Below are 20,717 nucleotides of genomic sequence, written 5' to 3'. Positions count from 1 at the left end.
TTTATTCTTCCTTTTTACCCTTTATCTTATTAAACCATTCAATCACTTCCGCCTCATGGCCATTATCCGACGGAATATAGAACTGTTCATCTTTTATAGCGTCCGGCAGGTATTGCTGATCAACATAATGATTAGGATAATCATGAGCATATTTATATCCTGTATGACCAAGGGCTGCCGCCCCTTTATAATGTGCATCCTTAAGATAATCCGGAACATGAGCCGATCCGAATTTTTTTACTGCTTCATTTGCTGCTGATATTGCATTTACAACAGCATTACTCTTAGGTGCTGTTGCAACATATATAGCAGCTTCAGCAAGTATTATCTGAGCTTCGGGGAAACCGACTCTTTCCACCGCCTGTGCACAGGCATTTGCTACAACTATTGCATTTGGATCAGCAATCCCCACATCCTCAGATGCACATATCATAATTCTTCTTGCAATGAACTTTTCGCTTTCACCGCAATAAATCATTTTTGCAAGATAATATACAGCCGCATCCGGATCAGAACCTCTCATGGATTTGATAAATGCTGAAATAATATCATAATGATTATCACCGTTCTTATCATATCTGATGGATCTTCTCTGTATGCACTCTTCTGCAACTTTAAGATCTATTGTAATCTTACCTGTTTTTTCATTTCTCTCAGTCGAAAGTATGCCAAGCTCCAAAGCATTAAGCGCATGTCTTGCATCACCTTCAGCCATATCAGCAAGAAATTCAGCCGCTTCATCTGTAATCTCAGCATCATAGGAGCCCATTCCATTTTCAGAATTAACAGCTTTGATCACAAGTTTCTTTATATCATCCTTTGCTAAAGGCTTTAATTCAAATACATTCGATCTTGAAACAAGAGCATTATTAACTTCAAAATAAGGATTTTCCGTGGTTGCGCCTATAAGTATTACCATTCCGTCTTCAACGTGAGGAAGTAAAAAATCCTGCTGAGCCTTATTGAATCTATGGATCTCGTCTATAAAAAGAATTGTTTTCCTGCCATACATACCAAGATTATCTTTTGCTTCTTTGATAATGTCTTCCATATCCTTCTTTCCTGAAGTGGTAGCATTTATCTCCTTAAAGATAGAACTGGTCGTATTGGCAATGACCATAGCTATACTTGTCTTTCCCGTTCCTGGTGGCCCATATAAAATAATAGAACTGAGTTTATCAGCCTTGATCACTCTGTAAAGAAGCTTATCTTTACCAAGAATGTGCTCTTGGCCAACTATGTCATCCAGAGTTGACGGCCTAAGTCTTCTTGCCAGAGGTGAATCGCCTTTGCTTTTCTCAGTTCTCATGTAATCAAAAATATCCATATTGCTTCACTTAATTAATAAGCATAATAAAAAAATGCTTAATCAAATAATCCCATCTTTTTGATAATATTATCAAACTTAACTATATCAATAGGTTTGCAGATATATTCATCATAATCATCGCTTGCATATGATGAATCAAATCCTTCGTCCAATGCACTTATCATAATGATCTTACATCTGGAGATACGTGGAATCCCGAGCTTTCTCTCTGCATTTCTAATAGATTCAAGTGCTTTATAGCCATCGATCTTTGGCATCATGATATCAAGGCATACAAGATCATACTTTTCTTCGCTTGATGCTGCTTTAACAAAATTGTCAACAGCTTCTATTCCGTCTCTTGCAAGATCAACATGTCCATATTTTGAAAGCAGTTTCATAAGAAACTTTCCGCTTGCCATATCATCTTCTGCTATTAATACCTTCATCTTCACTACCTCCATTAATCGAACTTAAGTATGTCCATAAGTTTACTGATATATCTGTTCATCTCCGATTGGAACGAATCTTTATTATAAACAAACCTTCTGTTAAGTGTTAATCTGACAATCACAGCTGAAACCATAACTGATAACTCCTGGCTTGTCATGACATCCTTAATCTCTCTAGCTTTTATTGCCCCATCAAAAAGCTCTTCAAGGAATCTGCTTCTTTCAAGAACACCATCTGCAATCTTATCTCTTGTATTGATATTATGCAGAAGTTCCTCATATTGCAGCATGATAACAGAAAGCGCATAATAATTATCATAATAAACAGCATAAGAATCCACATAAGCTTTGACTTTATCTATATATGAAACATTCTTTGCGTTTATAGTAGCTCTGATACCTTTATCGAACTTAAAATAATAATCGATAACATCCTGAAGTACTTCATCAATGTTTCCGTAATATTTATATAATAAAGCTTCTGACATATTCTCTTTGATTGCAATATTCCTTGTTGTCAAAGCAGAAATGCCGGATTCGCTTATAATATCTATCGCTGTTGATATTATCCTGTCTTTTTTTGAAATATAATCTTCGACCATTTCTTATCTCCACATTATGTGTAATAAATCACTTATTATATTTTATTCAAAAGAAACGCATTTGTCAAATAAATAAGCCCTTCGGAGGACATAAAAAAGCATTAAAATAATCTTAATCTATACAAAAAGAGAACCGCCGATTTGGCGGTTCTCTTACTCAGTTTAATACTATCTATGATAAGTAAATCAGGTACTTAGATTACTTGATTACTGATACATTTGTAGCCTGAGGACCTTTAGCTCCTTCTGATACTTCAAACTCTACAGCCTGATTCTCTTCAAGAGTCTTGAATCCTTCCATATTGAGTCCTGAAAAGTGTACAAATACATCTTTTCCTTCTTCATCAGTGATGAAACCGTAACCCTTCTGATTATTAAACCATTTTACCGTACCTTTAGACATTTTTGCATTCCTCCATGTGTATATATTGATTCATTTCTTTAAATGAACACAAATAAAAGTCTAGCATAAACAATATGAAAAAGCAAGGCTTCAATTATTAAATTCGCACTATAAACACCGCAATTTCCTTATAATTTTTTGTACAAGATTATGCAATTTTTATAATAAATCCATTATATCACCAAAATGATTTTTTCATGACCTTTATTATAAAACTTTTGTTATTTTATCATCTTCGTGGTCATAATAATATATTGAATCAGAAAGATACAGTGTTGCATCCACTACAGTTCTGTTTATATCCGTGACCATACTCTTTAGATAATCTCTGTCGAAGCATTCATTAGCCGGAATAATCAGAAATTCATTGATACTTGAAGGCAGTAGATAATAATCCTCTCCCACCATATCATATAATTCGGAAGTAATCCCGCTGTAAAGTATCGCCGAAGCCCCATAATACATATCATCATTGGTTAAAACATAAATCGGTGTATACTGAACTCCATAATCATCTGAATTAAAAGGTATGAGCCCCTCAAGAAAATCCTCGAGTTTTCTTATCACAGGCGGATACTCACGTACCATATTTTCAATAGCCGTATTCCACAGTTCCTCACAGTTAACTCCCCACATCATAGCAAGATTATTATCCACCAGCACGCTGCCGCCGGTATTATTTACAGGAAGAAATACCCTAAATGCTATAGCCAGGTCGTTAAACATTATATAAGGACATTTTTCAAGTCTTTCACTGTTCCTTTCATAATTGATAAGTGAAATGAATAACTTATCTCTGACAGTCTCATAGGAAAGATCAAAATTGTTGCCAAGCTGCTCTGTATTCTCTAAAGCCTTCTTATAGCATTTTGCAATTTCTTTAACCGTATTATCAAAACTCGTTTCATGGAAGGGAATATACCTGTCAAGATAGACACACGGCATTAGCTTATAGCCTGAAACCTTGAGCATTAAACCCTCAGCAACAACCCCATTATTCTTTTTATTTGCTACATAACGCATCTCCTCAATCTGATATTCTTTGGATATCTCATCCCAAAGCGCTTCTTTTAGTCTGTTTAAAAATTCTTCATTCATATAATATTCTCCTTATTCAATATCTTAAGGGAAGCAAATATCTTAAAGGAAAATATATTATGGAAAATAAAAAGGTCATGAGCCTTAGCCCATGACCGGTCTCGAACAATTTAATTATATTTAAGTAAGCGCACTAATGTCAAACAATTAAAAACGTTATTTTGTTGCGCAACAAATGTCTTCCAAAAGTGAAATGAGTTTATCCATCTCTTCATCAGTACCAATTGTAATTCTGAGATAATCACTGATTCTTGGTGCATTCCAGTGTCTTACATAAACCTTTTTCTCCTTTAATGTTTCAAAGATAACATTCGCGTCAACCGATTTATGAGAAGCAAATACGAAATTAGCCTTTGAAGGAAGCACATTAAATCCAAGTCTTTTAAGTTCTCCAACAAATCTCTCTCTTGTACTAATGATTTTATCAAGAGTCGATCTGAAATACTCTTCATCATCTATTATAGCCGAACCATATATAATAGAAGGTGTATTCATCGTATATGAATTAACCGAATATTTAACATCATTGAGATACTTAATAAGTTCAGAATTACCCATAGCATAACCGATTCTAAGTCCGGCCATGGATCTTGATTTAGAAAATGTTCTTACAACAAGAAGATTATCATACTTATCAATAAGTGGAAGCACACTCTTACCGCCGAAATCAATATATGCTTCATCAATAATAACTACTGATGCAGGATTTGCTTTTACTATATCTTCTATAAAATCAGTATCTACAAGAATTCCTGTAGGTGCATTTGGATTAGGGAAAATGATTCCTCCATTCTCCGCCATATAATCTTCTTTAACAATATTGAAATTCTCATCAAGTTTCTTCTGCTCATAAGGAATTCTATATACATCAGCCCATACATCATAAAATGAATATGTAACATCAGGGAAGAATATCGGTTTATCGGAATTAAAGAATGTCATAAAGCACATTGATATGACATCATCCGATCCAACACCTACGAACACCTGCTCAGGTTTTATATTATGATACTCCGCAAGCTTATTAACCAATGCAGAAACTTTTGCATCAGGATATTTACGAAGATTATTCATATCTAATTTTACTTCATTAACCTTACCAGATGGTCCGTAAGGATTTTCATTTGTATTAAGCTTTATAACATTTGTATCCTTAGGCTGTTCCCCCGGAACATAAGGTTCAACAGTTCTGATATTATCTTTCCAGCTATTCATAAGCACCTCACTTATTTTTTATCAAAATATCGTCTCAATATATTTATCGAAAGCCGATATCATAAATTCATATTTAAATCTTTATATACTTCTTACTTCTTCAAGACGATTATGAAGCCTCATAATATGTGTAAGCATCTTCTCGTCTTTAATAGCACGACCTGAAGCATAATAAAGCACTTTGGTATCATATAAAAGATCAAAAGGATTATTATATATAATCTCTTTCTTTGTTGTATCTATAGTAGCTTTCATCATATCAGCGAGATGTCGTACTGTACCGCCATTTCCATCAATGAATTCAATATCCTTGCCAAAAAGTTTTCTGAAACAAGGTTTAAAATAGTTAAAATGAGTACATCCAAGTACAAGTTCCGAATAATTCGAAAGATCGTAAGGTTCTAATTCCGAAGAGATATAATCATATACTTCTTTAGATTCGAACATTTCCATTTCTGCGAAATTAACAAGTCTTGGCATAGGAAGAAGGTCACATTTATGCTCTTCATCCACTTTTGCAATAAGCATCCTCAGCTTATTCTCTCTTATGGTTACCGGTGTAGCCATAACCATAACTCTCTTATCATTACTTTGAAGAACTGCCGGTTTTACCGCAGGTTCCATACCTATAATAGGAAGATTAAATCTCTCCCTAAGATTATCTATCGCAACAGCAGTAGCCGTATTACATGCAACAACTACCACATCACATTTATTTCTAATTAAAAATTCCGTTATTTCTGTAACATAACCAAGAATCTGCCCCGGAGTTTTCAGTCCATACGGAACATGATCAACATCTGCATAAAATAAATATTCTTCATCCGGAAGAAGGTGAAGTGCTTCATGCAGAACAGAAAGTCCCCCGATTCCTGAATCCATAATTCCTATTTTCATTTTCTAAAGAGTCCCTTTTTACTATATTCTTCACTCTCAACGTTAGTAACTGTATATCCCGTAGGATTAATGACTTCTTTTATTAACTCTTCTGATATTTCTTCGTCAGAAATAATCTCTACCTGTTTCTTCTTGTGTGAAGCATTTACTTTTTTAGGATTGATTTTATTTCTGATAGCATCACATACATGGGATTCACACATAGGGCACATCATACCCTCTACACCAACAATCGTTTTAACCATACATTTTTCCTTCTTTATAAAACATTTTATTAATAAGACTTATTAATGAAACTTTTAAATGCAACAAGGCAGCATGTACTGCTGCCTTGTTATTATATATCACATAATATAAAATGTCACTAAACTATTGTTCTACAGTAAGCAGTCCAAGTTCTCCATTAAGATATTCTACAACATCATCAGCATCGAGACCATGAACTATGCATGCTTCTGCAAGAGACTCAAGCTCTGCTGCATAGCAGGTGATACATCCCATGCCGACACTCATAAGAAGTACAGCACTCTCCGGATGTAACTGAAGAATATATCCAATGTTCATATCCTTAGTAATCGGAATCTTCTTCTCATCAGCAGAAACTTCTGAAGATGATTCTTTAGATTCCTCTTCTTTTATATCATCTGACTTAATAATTTCTTCGTCCACTTAAATCACCTCAATAACATATAAAACATACACCGTTAACTTTATTCCAAGATAATCTGGCATCTCTATCAAAGATATACCACCAAGATAATAACATATATTACATTATGATATGAGATTATTCAAGCAGTAAAAATTGATATATCTATACTTGATTTATGGGTATTTTTACATCATTCCACCCATGCCGCCCATTCCACCGGCAGGCATAGCAGGAGCTTCTTCCTTGATATCAGCAACAACTGACTCTGTTGTAAGAAGTGTTGAAGCGATAGATGTAGCATTCTGAAGAGCTGTTCTTGTAACCTTAACAGGATCGATGATACCTGCATCAACCATATTTACAAACTCTTCTGAGTATGCATTAAATCCGATTGCATCCTTCTCTTCTTTAACCTTGTTAACAATTACAGCGCCTTCAAGACCTGCATTTGCAACAATATGGAAAAGTGGAGCTTCAAGAGCCTTGATGATGATGTTAGCACCAGTCTTCTCATCTCCTTCAAGACTTGCAGCAAGCTTCTCTACCTTCTTGATAGCATGAACATAAGCTGCTCCACCACCTGAGATGATACCCTCTTCAACAGCTGCTCTTGTAGCATTAAGAGCATCTTCAAGTCTAAGCTTAGCTTCCTTCATTTCTGTCTCTGTAGCTGCACCAACACGAACAACTGCAACACCACCTGCAAGCTTAGCAAGTCTCTCCTGAAGTTTCTCTTTGTCAAATTCAGAAGTTGTAGTTGTAATCTGCTGCTTAATAAGAGCTACACGATCCTTGATTGTTGCTTTCTTACCAAGACCATCAACGATTGTTGTATTTTCCTTTGTAACCTTAACAGACTTAGCACGTCCAAGCTGATCCATTGTTGTATCCTTAAGTTCGAAACCAAGATCAGATGAAATAACTGTACCACCTGTAAGAATTGCGATATCCTGAAGCATATCCTTACGTCTATCACCATAACCAGGAGCTTTAACACCAACAACCTGGAATGTTCCACGAAGTTTATTAACGATAAGTGTTGTAAGAGCTTCACCTTCGATATCTTCAGCAATTATAAGGAGCTTTCTTCCGCTCTGAACAATCTGCTCAAGAAGTGGAAGGATATCCTGAATATTTGAAATCTTCTTATCTGTAATAAGGATGTATGGATCATCAAGTTCAGCAACCATCTTTTCCATATCTGTTGCCATATATGCTGATACATATCCTCTGTCGAACTGCATACCTTCTACAAGGTCAAGTTCTGTCTGCATTGTCTTAGATTCTTCAACAGTGATAACACCATCTTTAGAAACCTTATCCATAGCATCAGCAACAAGCTTACCAACCTCTTCATCACCTGCAGAAATTGCAGCAACCTTAGCGATCTGATCCTTACCTGTTACCTTCTTAGACATAGCTGTGATAGCCTTAACAGCTTCTTCAGTTGCCTTCTTCATTCCCTTACGAAGAACGATAGGATTAGCACCTGCAGCAAGGTTCTTCATACCTTCATTGATCATAGCCTGTGCAAGAACAGTAGCTGTTGTTGTACCATCACCTGCAACATCATTTGTCTTTGTAGCAACTTCCTTAACAACCTGAGCACCCATATTTTCAAATGGATCATCAAGTGTGATTTCCTTAGCGATTGTTACACCATCATTTGTGATAAGTGGTGTACCATATGATTTGTCAAGAACAACATTTCTTCCTTTAGGTCCAAGTGTTACTCTAACTGTATCTGCAAGCTGATTAACTCCAGCCTCAAGTGCCTTTCTAGCCTCAGCACCGTACTTAATTTCCTTAGCCATTATTATATCCTCCCGGTTTTACAATAAACCTTATTATTCAACAACTGCAAGGATGTCTCCCTGCTTAACGATAGTATATTCATCCTCACCGAATTTAACTTCAGTTCCGGCATACTTAGAATATATAACTTTCTGTCCTACTTTAACTTCCATAGGAACCTTCTTACCATCTACAACTGCTCCAGGACCAACTGCAACAACCTCTGAATAAACAGGCTTTTCCTTTGAGTTTCCTGTAAGTATAATACCTGACTTTGTTGTTTCTTCAACTTCTGCTGACTTAAGAACAACTCTGTCGCCAAGTGGTGAAATCTTCATAATAATATTCCTCCTATTCTTTTCTTTAGCACTCACTAACTTTGAGTGCTAACACAATTATCATTATAACAAGTAATTAATAAAAATCAATATAAAATTTCAAATAAAACAGACAATTGTATGAACATTGTGTTAATCTTTTTGCGTTCTCGGAAAATGATTTTTCATATATCGAAAATCACAAATCCATGATCTGTCATTTCATAAGATTATTCTTTCCATATATAAATAGATACTGCTGGGCATATCCTGCATATTCTCCATACTTTTCATATGCATATTCTTCTATCACTTTCTTATCGGTATCCTTCTTAAAATATAAATGCTCCATTATACGTTTCATCCAGACATCCACCGGAAATGCTTCTCTTCTACCAAGACTGTATAAAAGTACACAATTAGCAACCTTTTCACCCACACCTTTTACAGTCATGAGAAGCTTCCTTGCATCATCCGTTGAAATCCCGATAAATTCATCCTCTTTAATACTGCCATCAAGATAAAGTCTAACGGCATCCATTATATACGGCGCCCTGAATCCTGCCTTACATTCTCTGATATTCTCCTCAGATAATTTTGCAAGTTCCAATGCATCAGGAAATGAATAGACTTCTTCACCATTATCCTTAATCACTTTTCCGGCCATTTGAGAAATATTTTTAACAACAGCTTTAATCTGCGGGATCTGCTTATTCTGTGAAATAATAAATGAAATAAGCGTCTCAAAATACTCCTGGTTCAGAAGTCTTATACCGCTATTTTCTTTTATAATATCCTGAAGTTCGCCCGAACCCTTTATTATACTTTCCTTTATAGTCTTATAATCTGTATACAGATCAAAATAATGTTCCCATATCGTCTCATACTCATGAATATCCGTGTTATATAATCTCAGAATACATCCATCTTCTTTACTTCTGTTATCCTGTTCTACAATAAGCGCGTTACCGTGCGCTATTATCCTATAACAAAAAGAATTGTCAGTGCTTATATCTTTTCTGACAAAGTTAAAGCACTGACCACATTCTAAAGTTTCTTTTAAATTAAAATCTTCTACATGAGTCAAAACGGTATCGTTACCGTCCATATAAATTTTCATTTAAAACTCCGAAAATAATAAATTAAACACCGCTTCTAAGGAAATCTCTATATGATGTAAGCTTTCCTTCGAAGGTTTTTTCAAGTTTATCACATTTTCTGAAATCGTCAGGTATTACTCTTCCTGAAGATTTATCAAAAAGATCAATACCACTCATCTTTAAAACTTTATCTACGAATTCAGAGCAAAAATATTTATATTTTCTTTCAAAGCTAATATGAAAATAGATAAGAAAGACGCCAAGGAAATTGTATTTGTACTTTTCCCTATCCGACTTAAATACTTCAATAGACCTTTTTACATCCTGATACTGTCTTTCTGTCAGCTTAAGTCTTAAAACCTGACATTTAGTCTCTGTATCTCTTGCGAAGATACCACTGTTAATATCTTCATCAATAAATCCACATCTGAATGGATTTCGGATCTTCTTTCTTGCGAAACTATAAAGCTCATCAAGTTCCTCATCTAAAGCTATAGAAACATGAACATATGGCATTCTCTTAAAAAAATGAATAACTCTAGATGGTACCGTTTCTGTTCTAGTCAAAAGAATGTAAACTGACTTCTTATCTTTTTTCTTACCCATAACTCACTCCACATTTTACAAAAAACCAAAAATATATCGTGATATCAATACCACTTCTCTGATTATAATACCATTTACATAAATTACAAATACTTTTTTGTAACATATGCAAAATATTACTGTATTTGTGTATAATAACAATTTATTTTGTGGTATTTGCTCCAGGTTTATAAGAACTCTTAAGAGATACTATTCTGTTAAATACAGGCTCTCCATCTTTTGAATCCTTACTATCAACTGTAAAGTATCCATTTCTTATAAACTGGAATGATTCAGCGATCTTTGCATCTTTAAGGCAACTTTCAAGTCTCGCATTATTAATTACAGTAAGGGAATTCGGATTGAAATTAATGCTTCCATCCTCATTTAATTTGCCTTTTTCTTCATCAACAAGGTTTTCATACAGTCTTACCGTTGCTTCATATGAATCAGCAGCGTTAACCCAATGAATAGTACCCTTTACCTTTCTTCCTTCAAAACCATTTCCGGATCTTGTTTCAGGGTCATATGTACAATGGATCGTAACTATATTTCCTTCTGCATCCTTATCAAATCCAACGCATTTAACAAAGTATGCACCTTTAAGTCTAACCTCATTTCCAGGGAATAATCTAAAATACTTCTTAGGAGGCTCTTCCATAAAATCCTCTCTCTCGATATATAATTCTCTTGAGAAAGAAACTTTACGAGTGCCGGCATTTTCATCATCCGGATTATTCTCGATATCGAAATACTCAGTTTCACCTTCCGGATAATTATCTATAACAAGCTTGATTGGATCAAGAACAGCCATCATACGTGGAACCTTAGTCTTAAGATCTTCTCTGATAACATATTCTAGATATGCATAATCAACTGATGCCTGGCTTTTACTTACACCGATAAGTTCCATGAAAGTCTTTAATGCTTCCGGTGTGAAACCTCTTCTTCTAAGTGAAGCAATTGTAACAAGTCTAGGATCATCCCATCCATCAACAATACCGTCTTCAACGAGCTTCTTAATATATCTCTTACCTGTGATAACATTTGTAAGATAAAGCTTTGCAAATTCGATCTGCTTTGGTGGGTGCTCATACTCAAGCTCATTTACAACCCAGTCATAAAGCGGTCTGTGATCTTCAAACTCAAGAGTACATATAGAATGTGTAACACCTTCTATTGCATCTTCAATCGGATGAGCGAAATCATACATCGGATAAATGCACCACTTATCACCTGTATTGTGATGAGTCATACGTGCTATTCTGTAAATAACAGGATCACGCATATTGATATTTGGCGAACTCATATCAATCTTAGCACGAAGGACCTTCGAACCATCAGGGAATTCACCATTTTTCATCGCTTCAAAAAGCGCAAGATTTTCTTCGATGCTTCTGTCTCTGTATGGGCTGTTTTTACCCGGCTCAGTAAGAGTACCTCTATACTCTCTTATCTCATCTGCTGAAAGGTCACAGACATAAGCCTTTCCTTTCTTTATGAGTTTGACAGCAGCTTCATACATCTGGTCGAAATAATTTGATGCAAAGAATATCTCTCCTCTGAAATCAGCACCAAGCCATTCAACATCCTTTGTGATCGACTCAACGAATTCTGTCTTCTCCTTAGTAGGATTTGTATCATCAAATCTAAGATTAAACTGTCCATTATACTTCTTAGCCAGTCCTGAATTAAGAAGTATTGATTTAGCATGTCCTATATGCAGATATCCATTTGGTTCAGGTGGAAATCTTGTAACGATCTTTGTATATTTACCTTCCTCAAGATCCTTATCAATGATCTGCTCAATAAAATTTTTAGAGATTACTGTTTCTTCCATAATTTATCCTCCGTGTCATTATTCATCAGAATGCATTGTTGGGAAAACTATATCCTCATCATTGTCAGGAATATCATTTGATACTTCCTCATCCTCTGACTCTTCGACACTCTTCTTTATATTTGCAAATGCAGCCGCAGCAGCGTTGAGTGTATTCGTCTCTTCTACATTTGGCTTATGAATTATCTCAACTTTTTCTACTGTGTTCTGATCAGCCTTAGATGGATTATAATCCTTTTCATCAACAACATCAAATGCAGAATCAATTCCGTATGGTCTCTTTCTCATAGCTTCTTCTCTGCTTGAGATTTCCTGTGCAGGAGGAACATTAACATTACTGTTGTTATCTATAGCTTCTTCAAGAACAATTCCCTTTGTTTCAAACGTAGGAGCATCATCCATAACTCCCGATGCGTTAACACCACCAATTTCTGTAGTCGTGAAGATGCATCCTGTTATACCACCAATATCCTTCTTCTGAACATTTGCATAAAGAGGAGCCGAATCCATATTTACGATTCCTGATGAATTGGTAACTTCAGAAGCAGCTGCAACTTCAGATACTTCGATATTTCCGGTAACACCTCCGTCATACTGCTTAAAGCTGTATGAAACAGATGGCTTCTCAGCCTTTCTTGTTATATTGAATGGATTTTCAAAATATCCTGTATCACCGGCATTAGGAATATTTCTTTCAAATGAAGCATTTCCTGTATATCCATCTTGTTCGGAAACTTCTTCCTGATAATCTGCCTCATCTAATACAGCATCATCATATGTTTCATATTCTGCTTCACTTACTGCTGAATCAGCATATTCTTCTTCCGAATAATCTTCTCCATCACCGTCTTCTGAATACTCACTATCAGAATATGCACCTTCTTCACCTGCATATTCATCCTGATAATTCTGATCATAATTATATACTGCAGCATCAGATTCTGCTTCGTAATCATCTTCAGAATATCCATTTTCTGAATAACCTTCTTCTGAATATTCCTGACCCTCGGCATACCCATCTTCAGAATAGCCTTCCTCAGAATAGCCGCCTTCAGTATATCCTTCTTCGGAATATTCAGGATTATTATCATAAGCCTGGTCATCATTATATTCTACATTATTATCAGCATATTCAGACTCATCCGCATAATTATCATATGCTTCAGCTTCATTTGCGTCTTCCGATACTTCTGTTCCTTCAGTAGGAATAACCGCCTTTGAAACAATCTCTTCACCGTTTTGCTGAGTATTTTTTTCTTTTTTACTATCTTTTTGGTTTTCTTTGCTTTCTTTATTTGAAACCTTTCCTTTGTCGGAATTCTTTCCACCCTTCAGACTTCTCTCAACCTTCTTAAGTTTCTTGCTGAGGTTATTATTGATGAAGAAAAGTACAATACAAAGAATACAAAGTGCTATAAACATACCCGCCATAACCCAAATGAGTTTCTTGAGAGTCTTCTTTGTGAAGAATCCCTTCTCCTGTGCAGGAACTGTCTTTTCAACAATTATTGTCTTTGGTTCATCAGGTGTTGCTTTAACTTCATTTTCAGAAATGTCCGCATATCTTACATAAGTTCCTTCAAGAGAATCGTAAAGATACCAGCCTTCCTGATCATCAAGATTTATAGCATATACAAGATAAAAACTATTATCCTTATCAGATACATAAACATCCGAAGAATTCTTATCTATATCTATTTTCTTCGCTGAGAATCCCTTTGGAACCTGTACATTTTCAGGCTTCTCTGTAAATATAAGTCTAAGATTACTTCCCTTATGCTCTACATACTTTGAAATACTATCATTATTTCCTATAATAAACCATGCCTGCTCGTCCTTATCATTCTTAAGACAAATGATCTTAACAAGCTTATTTGGTGAAGCATAACCACTAATCTTTTTCTTTTTATAAATAACATCTGTTTCCTTGAAGTCCTTTGGAACTTCTATAGAAATGTCTTCCTTATCAACCAGCTCGTATTTCTTACCGTCTACTTTAAAATCAACCTTAGTATCATCTGCCTTACCAACAGTTGCATAAATTGTATAAGTTCTGTATGCACCGTTTTCTGCAGTAACTACGATGGAAATAGTATTTTCACCCTCAGATAAGTTTTCATTACCATCTACATAATATGTTGATTTCTCATCATTAACCAAAGCTGTAATATCAAGGCTCTTTGTTCCTTCTTTAAGCTCTACAGAGTAAGATGTTGTCTCAGAATCGAATTCAGGATGAAGTGTACCATCACCAAGTCTGATGCTGATAAGACTGCAATCTTTTGACTTATCTTTATCTTCTTCTGTTGTTTTTTCCTCGCTTTTTTCTTCTGTTGTTTCTTCTGTTGTTTCTTCTGTTTCCTCAGTAGTCTCTTCTGTTGTTTCATCTGAACCAACATAAATATATGCTCCCTGATCGCTTATATCTACGCTTTCGCCATCAAGATTATATCCATCTGATGAAGTATATACATAAGCCGAACCCGAAGCTATAGCTCTAAATGTTAATGTTCCGGATCCTGATGTTCCGGAAATATTGATTGTTGTTCCCGAACCAAAACTATTACCTACAAATTCAAGCACGCCACTATCGTATCCTACATTGATATCGCAGGAGAAATATTCATCACTTGATGCAGATACAGTAACATATACCTCATCACCGATGCTTACTTCACTGGCAGAGAATGAAAGCGACAGATAAATACCTGCAGCATGAACATTACTTTTGCTGATACCAAAAACCGTTACCGACATTACTAAAAATGCCATTATAAGTGCCGTGATCTTTTTAAGATTAGTTTTCATTTTCTTTTCCTTCTCTTTTCTATACTTTTACTTCCACTCTATTTTCTGAAGCCCTACTATATGACGTTGCACAAATATTATGTCCAGGGCATTTATTTTCCCATCACCGTTTATATCAGCCAAAGCTTTTTTGGTATCTGTTACTTTATCAAGTCCGACTATAAGTCGCTGAATAAAGATAATATCGAGAGCATTGATCTTGCCATCGCCGCTCAGATCCCCTTTATGTACACTTTGGTCTGTTTTCTGAGTTGACTTTTCCGTCGTCTTTTCAGTTGATTTTAGCGTAGTCTTTTCGGTCTTTTTCTCGGTTGTTGATGACGTCGAACCACCGCTTCTTACAATTGAAAGTTTATACGTTCTGGTTTTTCCGTTTTCAGCCTTAACTACCATCTTGACCGTTTTCTTATTGCTGTCCAGAGTGATATATCCATCACCTGAAATAACAGCCTCCCTGTTAACAGGCTCGGCATCAACATAAACCTGCTTTGTACCCGCAGGAACTGTTACCGAGTATTCAAGGACATCACCCGAAAAAGAAGGTGATATCTTATATTTTGTACTATCTTTCGGACTTTTCTTAACCGCTATATCATCAAGCCAGTTATTTGGATTACCCGTATCTGCCGGTTTTTCACATGTTTTTTTCGGCATATTTGTATAAACAGGAATCTTAAATACAATTGATGATTCAAGAAGTCCATTATTGGCATATGCTTTATATTGTGAATATGCCTCGCTCGAAGGAGCCTGTACATTAGACATATACTGATTCCAGAAAAGACAATCTTTATTGGTTACATTGAATTTCTGAGTATAAATCGTATCCTGCCCTTCACTTATAAATGAACCGGAAATATAACTTGCTCCGCCTTCAATGGATTTTACAGCCGAATTCCACGGTCTTCCGTAAGATCCGGAACCGGAAGCATATCTAAGTCCGTTTAAGATTGCATTTCCTTCAGAAGAATCATATGCACCGATATTAAAGAAATTATAAATACCCGGATAAGATGAACTGTTACCAAGAGCCGCAACTCCGGCTTCACTTCCCATCTCCTGTCTTATTCTAGATGCGATATGATATGCACTGACGCCGCTTTTCTTTGCAGCATTCAGCATAATCTGAGAATAATATAAATTACTGCCTTTTGGTTTTGATTTATACATAAAGCTTCCTTTAAGGATAGCTTCGACTCCATTTTTATTTTGGGCACCTTCCTGATATGATAAAGCTTCAAAAGCAAATACATATACTTCATCAAGATATATTCTTGGATCAATATAGAATTTTACAATATCTTCAGATGCAGCGAACCATACATATCCATCATAAGGAGTATATCTGTCGGTTGCCCAGTTATATCCAACTTCAGTAGATCTGTATCCATAATGAGGACTGCTCGGATAACATTCATAAAGATTCTTTACAGCACCCGGTTTATTCTTCTCATTCTCAATAAGAGTATTCCAATCTATACCTGTTTTAACCGCTTTAAATATCCATGTTGGATGCTTACTGTGCATTTCTCGAAGATAAGGCTTATAGCTGTCAGGGAATCCCTGGCTCTTCATATATTGCTCAAAATCAGTCTTATCATAAGTTGCATTATTAATATCAACTGAATCTTCTTCATCAGCAGTTATTTCCGAATCACCCGGTGTAGCCAAGTTTTCTTCTCCGGAATCTTTACCGGTAGATTGATCTTCATCTGAAATTTCATCATCCGAAATGGCATCATTTCCAGTCGCAAGAGACGTTTCTGATAGATCTGCGCCGTCTTCATCCGTCTGAACAGCGCAAAAATCTACAACGCCGGAATCCTCCGTCGCTGCATTTACCGAATTGATACTGTTCATATAAACAGACCCACATAATATGACTGTAAAATAAGCTATGCACAACATAAGAGAAGTCAGCTTTTTTACAATCTTACGACTTCTTTTTTTCATTTATCATACCTTTCGAAATTAAAACTCATAGCTTTTAGTTATTTTAGCATAAACACTTTCTTTTAACAATATTTGATTGGTATAAAAACCAGATTTTTTTACATATTTTGTGTTTTACAGTCCATGACAGATACAAAAAAGGCAGAACCATAAGTTCTGCCTTTAAGCTGCTAACGGGAATCGAACCCGTGACCTCAACATTACCGATGTTGCGCTCTACCGACTGAGCTATAACAGCGAAATCACTAGAAAATAATAATAAAAATGAAGCTTTTTGTCAATAAGCAAATATGTTTTTGCCGGTACTAAAGAATCTTTTATTTAAATCTTAGTTCTCCGGCTTACGCTCTTTAAGTTTTAACCTTATTCTGGTCAGAGCATTATTTACAGCCTTTTCATTTTTACCTGTTTCCATTGATATATCTGAATATGAAAGACCCCTCAGATATAACCTGAGTATGTCCTTTTCCATATCACTAAGCTTCTCTTCTATATCTTTATATATTTCATTTCTTTTTTCCTCAGCTAGAACAATCTTCTCAGGATTATCTATGTCAGACTCACACATGATATCTATCATGTCTGCCCCTTCATCCTCGCCGGAATAAAATGAAACATAAGTATTAAGCGGTGAATGCTTTTTTCTGTTATATGAAGTTATAGCTGTTCTTATCTGTCTTCTCACACATACTGTTGCAAATGTGCTGAAAGAAGCATTATTTTCAGGAACATAACCCCTAATAGCTTTTACAAGTCCGATCATTCCTTCCTGAAGAAGATCGTCACTGTCAGCCCCCATAATGAAAAGAAATCTGATTTCTTTCCGTACTAAACGACTGTATTTTTTCATCAGAAACTCTTCTGCTGAGGCATCCCCATTCCTCGACATCATAACGAGCTCCGTGTCAGTCATTTTAAAATAATCCAACATTTACTTACCCCATCCTCTGTCTAACAACTTCGAAGCAAAGCACTCCGGCTGCAACCGAAGCATTAAGCGAATCAATATCTCCCTTCATAGGTATTGATACAATATAATCACATTTTTCTTTTACCAGTCTTGAAACCCCATTACCTTCATTTCCGATAACAAGACCTATAGGTCCCTTAAGATTGCAGCGATACATAACCTCACCCTGCATATCCGCGCAGGCGAACCATATACCTCTTTCCTTAAGCTCTTCTATAGTTTTGGAAATATTTGTAACCTTAACAACCGGTGTGTAATTTATAGCTCCCGCAGAAGCTCTGACTGCTGTAGACGTAAGTCCTGCAGCTCTGTGCTTTGGAATGATAACACCATGTGCCCCGCAAAGATTTGCAGTTCTGATAATAGCCCCAAGGTTATGTGGATCTTCTATCTCATCAAGAATTATGATAAATGGATCTTCACCTTTTTCCTTAGCCTTATCAAATATATCCTCTATTTCAGAATATGAATACTCAGCACACTGGGCGATAACCCCCTGGTGTCTTCCCGATTCAGACATCTGATCAAGTCTGTCACGACTTACAAATGAATGTAATATATTTCTCTTTTTGATCTCACGAACAATACTTAATATAGTACCGTCGCTAAGACCTTCCTGAATAAATACTTTCTCTACAGTTCTTCCTGAACGGATTGCTTCCATAACAGCATTTCTTCCTTCAGCGAGACCTGTATTTTCCGTCTCATTAGAAACAGCTTTTTCCTCTGTATCGGCATTTATATCATTTTTCTCTACATAAGAATCTCTCTTAGCAAAATTCTTTTTATTATTATAGGTTCTATCTTTTCCGGATTTAAAATCCTTTTTAAAAGAACCTCCTCTATCATCTTTTCTCATAAATAACCAGCCTTATTAAGTGCTCTTTCTACAAAAAAGTCCAGTCTTTCACGTTCACCCTTCATATAATTATATCCAAGTACCGCCTCAAATCCTGTAGCCTTCTTATATTCACCCATTGTTGCATTTTTAGCTTTAGTATGAACCGATGAATTTCTTCCCCTCTTATAAACATCAACTTCAATATCTGTAAGAAGGTTTTCTTCAATCAATTCATCAATAAGCGCCGCCTGATTTACCGCCTTAACGATTCCCGTAACCACTTTATGGTATTTTTCGGTCTGCATACTTGTTTTTCTGACAAAGAAATCTTTGATCAGAAGATCAAATATACTGTCGCCGATATAAGCAAGCGCCTGTCCCGAATAATTTCTGATTATCTCATCCTCAGTCAGGACATTTTTAGAAAGAATTAAATCCTCTTCCATTTTACTCCTTCTCTGGTATCTTTAAGTTCGATACCCATCTCAAGAAGCTTATCACGAATCTCATCAGCCTTAGCAAAATCCTTGTTCTTTCTAGCCTGCTGTCTCTCTTCGATAAGAGCCTCTACTTCACTATCAAGACTATCTTCCTTCTTTTCAAGGATAATTCCAAGAATATCGCAAAGAGTATTAAGTTCATTATAAAGCTTGCTTGCTACTGCCTTGCTGCTTCCATCAGTTACATTTGAATTGATATATTTAACAAGTTCAAATATAACAGAAACTGCATCTGCGGTATTGAGGTCATCATCCATAGATGCCTCGAACTTCTCAACGAATGGCTTAACATTATTAACTATCTCTTCTTCAGCTGCTGTAATGTCTGCAGAAGCATTTTCATTTCCGATAATATCTCTCAGTTTTTCTGCGCAAGTAAGAATTCTCTCAAGACCTGTTTTGGCATTGATGATCATTTCTTCAGAGAAATTAAGCGGGCTTCTGTACTGAGCAGAAAGCATGAAGAAACGCACAACCTGTGGAGCATACTTTTCGCAAATATCTCTTACCGTGAAGAAATTGCCAAGTGACTTACTCATCTTCACATTATCAATCTTAAGGAAACCGTTATGCATCCAGTATTTTGCAAATTCTGTACCGTTTGCAGCTTCACTCTGTGCTATTTCATTTTCATGATGCGGGAATATAAGATCTTCACCACCTGCATGAATGTCGATAGTTCCGCCAATGTATTTCTTTGACATTACAGAACATTCAAGATGCCAACCCGGACGACCGTCTCCCCATGGAGATTTCCAAGAAGGCTCGCCTTCTTTTTTAGGCTTCCAAAGTACGAAATCAAGGCCATCTTCTTTCTCATCCTCACCGCTAACCTTGAGCTGGTGTGATTCTTTTCTATGACCTGATTCAAGATCATCTATATTCTTATGAGAAAGCTTTCCGTATCCATCAAAACTTCTTGTTCTGAAGTAAACAGTTCCATTCTTCTCATATGCATGTTTCTTTTCAATAAGAGTATTGACCATTTCGATCATATCAGGAATTTCTTTGGTTGCCTGAGGATGTGTTGTTGCAGGCTTAACATTAAGAGCCTTCATATCCTTCTTGCATTCCTCGATGAATCTTTCTGATATAACAGAAGACTCAACATTATCTTCTATAGCACGCTTGATGATCTTGTCATCAACGTCTGTAAAGTTTGATACGTAATTAACTTCGTATCCCTTATATTCAAAATATCTTCTAAGTGTATCGAAAACGATCATAGGTCTGGCATTACCAATATGAATATAATCATAAACCGTAGGTCCACATACATATATACCAACCTTGCCCGGTGTTAAAGGAACAAATTCTTCTTTTTTTCTGGTCAGCGTATTAAAAATCTTCATACCTTACTCTCCCATCATTTCTCAGTATA

At 35.9% G+C, this 20,717-nt stretch carries 20 protein-coding genes and 1 tRNA gene; all 21 read right to left on the bottom strand.

What is annotated here, in order from left to right:
* Position 1 precedes the first annotated feature (1 nt).
* Complete coding sequence (locus B5D25_RS09650; protein ID WP_078787757.1) at positions 2 to 1,327, bottom strand: replication-associated recombination protein A; 1,326 nt, start codon at positions 1,325 to 1,327, stop codon at positions 2 to 4.
* A gap of 38 nt (positions 1,328 to 1,365) precedes the next feature.
* Positions 1,366 to 1,758, bottom strand: a complete 393-nt coding sequence (locus B5D25_RS09645; protein ID WP_078787756.1) for a response regulator — start codon at positions 1,756 to 1,758, stop codon at positions 1,366 to 1,368.
* Between the two features lie 14 nt (positions 1,759 to 1,772).
* On the bottom strand, positions 1,773 to 2,363 hold the full coding sequence (locus B5D25_RS09640) for a TetR/AcrR family transcriptional regulator (RefSeq protein ID WP_078787755.1): 591 nt from the start codon (positions 2,361 to 2,363) through the stop codon (positions 1,773 to 1,775).
* Positions 2,364 to 2,562: 199 nt separating this feature from the next.
* Positions 2,563 to 2,766: a cold-shock protein gene (locus B5D25_RS09635; protein WP_078787754.1), complete on the bottom strand. Its 204-nt coding sequence runs from the start codon at positions 2,764 to 2,766 to the stop codon at positions 2,563 to 2,565.
* Positions 2,767 to 2,973: 207 nt separating this feature from the next.
* Positions 2,974 to 3,864, bottom strand: a complete 891-nt coding sequence (locus B5D25_RS09630) for a DUF5688 family protein (protein ID WP_078787753.1) — start codon at positions 3,862 to 3,864, stop codon at positions 2,974 to 2,976.
* A 156-nt stretch (positions 3,865 to 4,020) separates the two neighbouring features.
* A complete protein-coding gene (gene hisC / locus B5D25_RS09625; RefSeq protein WP_078787752.1) occupies positions 4,021 to 5,079 on the bottom strand; it encodes a histidinol-phosphate transaminase in 1,059 nt (352 codons plus the stop codon).
* Positions 5,080 to 5,160: 81 nt separating this feature from the next.
* Positions 5,161 to 5,976: a glutamate racemase gene (gene murI / locus B5D25_RS09620; protein WP_078787751.1), complete on the bottom strand. Its 816-nt coding sequence runs from the start codon at positions 5,974 to 5,976 to the stop codon at positions 5,161 to 5,163.
* Positions 5,973 to 6,221, bottom strand: a complete 249-nt coding sequence (locus B5D25_RS09615; RefSeq protein ID WP_078787750.1) for a heavy-metal-associated domain-containing protein — start codon at positions 6,219 to 6,221, stop codon at positions 5,973 to 5,975. The genes murI and B5D25_RS09615 overlap by 4 nt, the downstream gene beginning before the upstream one ends.
* Before the next feature lie 124 nt (positions 6,222 to 6,345).
* Positions 6,346 to 6,645 carry a DUF1858 domain-containing protein gene (locus B5D25_RS09610; RefSeq protein ID WP_423230086.1) on the bottom strand — a complete coding sequence of 100 codons (300 nt, stop codon included), beginning with the start codon at positions 6,643 to 6,645 and terminating at the stop codon, positions 6,346 to 6,348.
* Between the two features lie 168 nt (positions 6,646 to 6,813).
* A complete protein-coding gene (gene groL / locus B5D25_RS09605) occupies positions 6,814 to 8,442 on the bottom strand; it encodes a chaperonin GroEL (protein WP_078787749.1) in 1,629 nt (542 codons plus the stop codon).
* Positions 8,443 to 8,475: 33 nt separating this feature from the next.
* On the bottom strand, positions 8,476 to 8,760 hold the full coding sequence (locus B5D25_RS09600) for a co-chaperone GroES (RefSeq protein WP_078787748.1): 285 nt from the start codon (positions 8,758 to 8,760) through the stop codon (positions 8,476 to 8,478).
* A 196-nt stretch (positions 8,761 to 8,956) separates the two neighbouring features.
* Positions 8,957 to 9,859: a DNA-3-methyladenine glycosylase family protein gene (locus B5D25_RS09595; RefSeq protein WP_078787747.1), complete on the bottom strand. Its 903-nt coding sequence runs from the start codon at positions 9,857 to 9,859 to the stop codon at positions 8,957 to 8,959.
* Between the two features lie 22 nt (positions 9,860 to 9,881).
* A complete protein-coding gene (locus B5D25_RS09590) occupies positions 9,882 to 10,445 on the bottom strand; it encodes a hypothetical protein (protein ID WP_078787746.1) in 564 nt (187 codons plus the stop codon).
* A 142-nt stretch (positions 10,446 to 10,587) separates the two neighbouring features.
* Positions 10,588 to 12,264, bottom strand: a complete 1,677-nt coding sequence (locus B5D25_RS09585; protein WP_078787745.1) for a glutamine--tRNA ligase/YqeY domain fusion protein — start codon at positions 12,262 to 12,264, stop codon at positions 10,588 to 10,590.
* 18 nt (positions 12,265 to 12,282) lie between these two features.
* Positions 12,283 to 15,072, bottom strand: coding sequence for a cadherin-like beta sandwich domain-containing protein (locus B5D25_RS09580; RefSeq protein WP_078787744.1), 2,790 nt, complete (start codon positions 15,070 to 15,072; stop codon positions 12,283 to 12,285).
* Positions 15,073 to 15,099: 27 nt separating this feature from the next.
* Positions 15,100 to 17,025, bottom strand: a complete 1,926-nt coding sequence (locus B5D25_RS09575; RefSeq protein WP_078787743.1) for a dockerin type I domain-containing protein — start codon at positions 17,023 to 17,025, stop codon at positions 15,100 to 15,102.
* A 165-nt stretch (positions 17,026 to 17,190) separates the two neighbouring features.
* Positions 17,191 to 17,263 (bottom strand) — tRNA-Thr (locus B5D25_RS09570).
* A 90-nt stretch (positions 17,264 to 17,353) separates the two neighbouring features.
* Positions 17,354 to 17,956 (bottom strand): sigma-70 family RNA polymerase sigma factor, encoded by a 603-nt coding sequence (locus B5D25_RS09565; protein ID WP_078787742.1) that lies wholly within the window; start codon positions 17,954 to 17,956, stop codon positions 17,354 to 17,356.
* A gap of 4 nt (positions 17,957 to 17,960) precedes the next feature.
* Positions 17,961 to 18,854: a 23S rRNA (guanosine(2251)-2'-O)-methyltransferase RlmB gene (rlmB, locus tag B5D25_RS09560; protein ID WP_078787741.1), complete on the bottom strand. Its 894-nt coding sequence runs from the start codon at positions 18,852 to 18,854 to the stop codon at positions 17,961 to 17,963.
* A complete protein-coding gene (locus B5D25_RS09555; RefSeq protein ID WP_078787740.1) occupies positions 18,851 to 19,282 on the bottom strand; it encodes a Mini-ribonuclease 3 in 432 nt (143 codons plus the stop codon). Before B5D25_RS09555 ends, rlmB begins: the two co-directional genes overlap by 4 nt.
* On the bottom strand, positions 19,267 to 20,688 hold the full coding sequence (gene cysS / locus B5D25_RS09550; protein WP_078787739.1) for a cysteine--tRNA ligase: 1,422 nt from the start codon (positions 20,686 to 20,688) through the stop codon (positions 19,267 to 19,269). The genes B5D25_RS09555 and cysS overlap by 16 nt, the downstream gene beginning before the upstream one ends.
* Positions 20,689 to 20,717 lie beyond the last annotated feature (29 nt).

Source organism: Eubacterium ruminantium, from assembly GCF_900167085.1.
Taxonomy (GTDB): Bacteria; Bacillota; Clostridia; order Lachnospirales; family Lachnospiraceae; genus Eubacterium_Q; species Eubacterium_Q ruminantium.
Note: the sequence above shows the minus strand (reverse complement) of the source record. Positions and strands in the feature narration are given on the sequence as shown.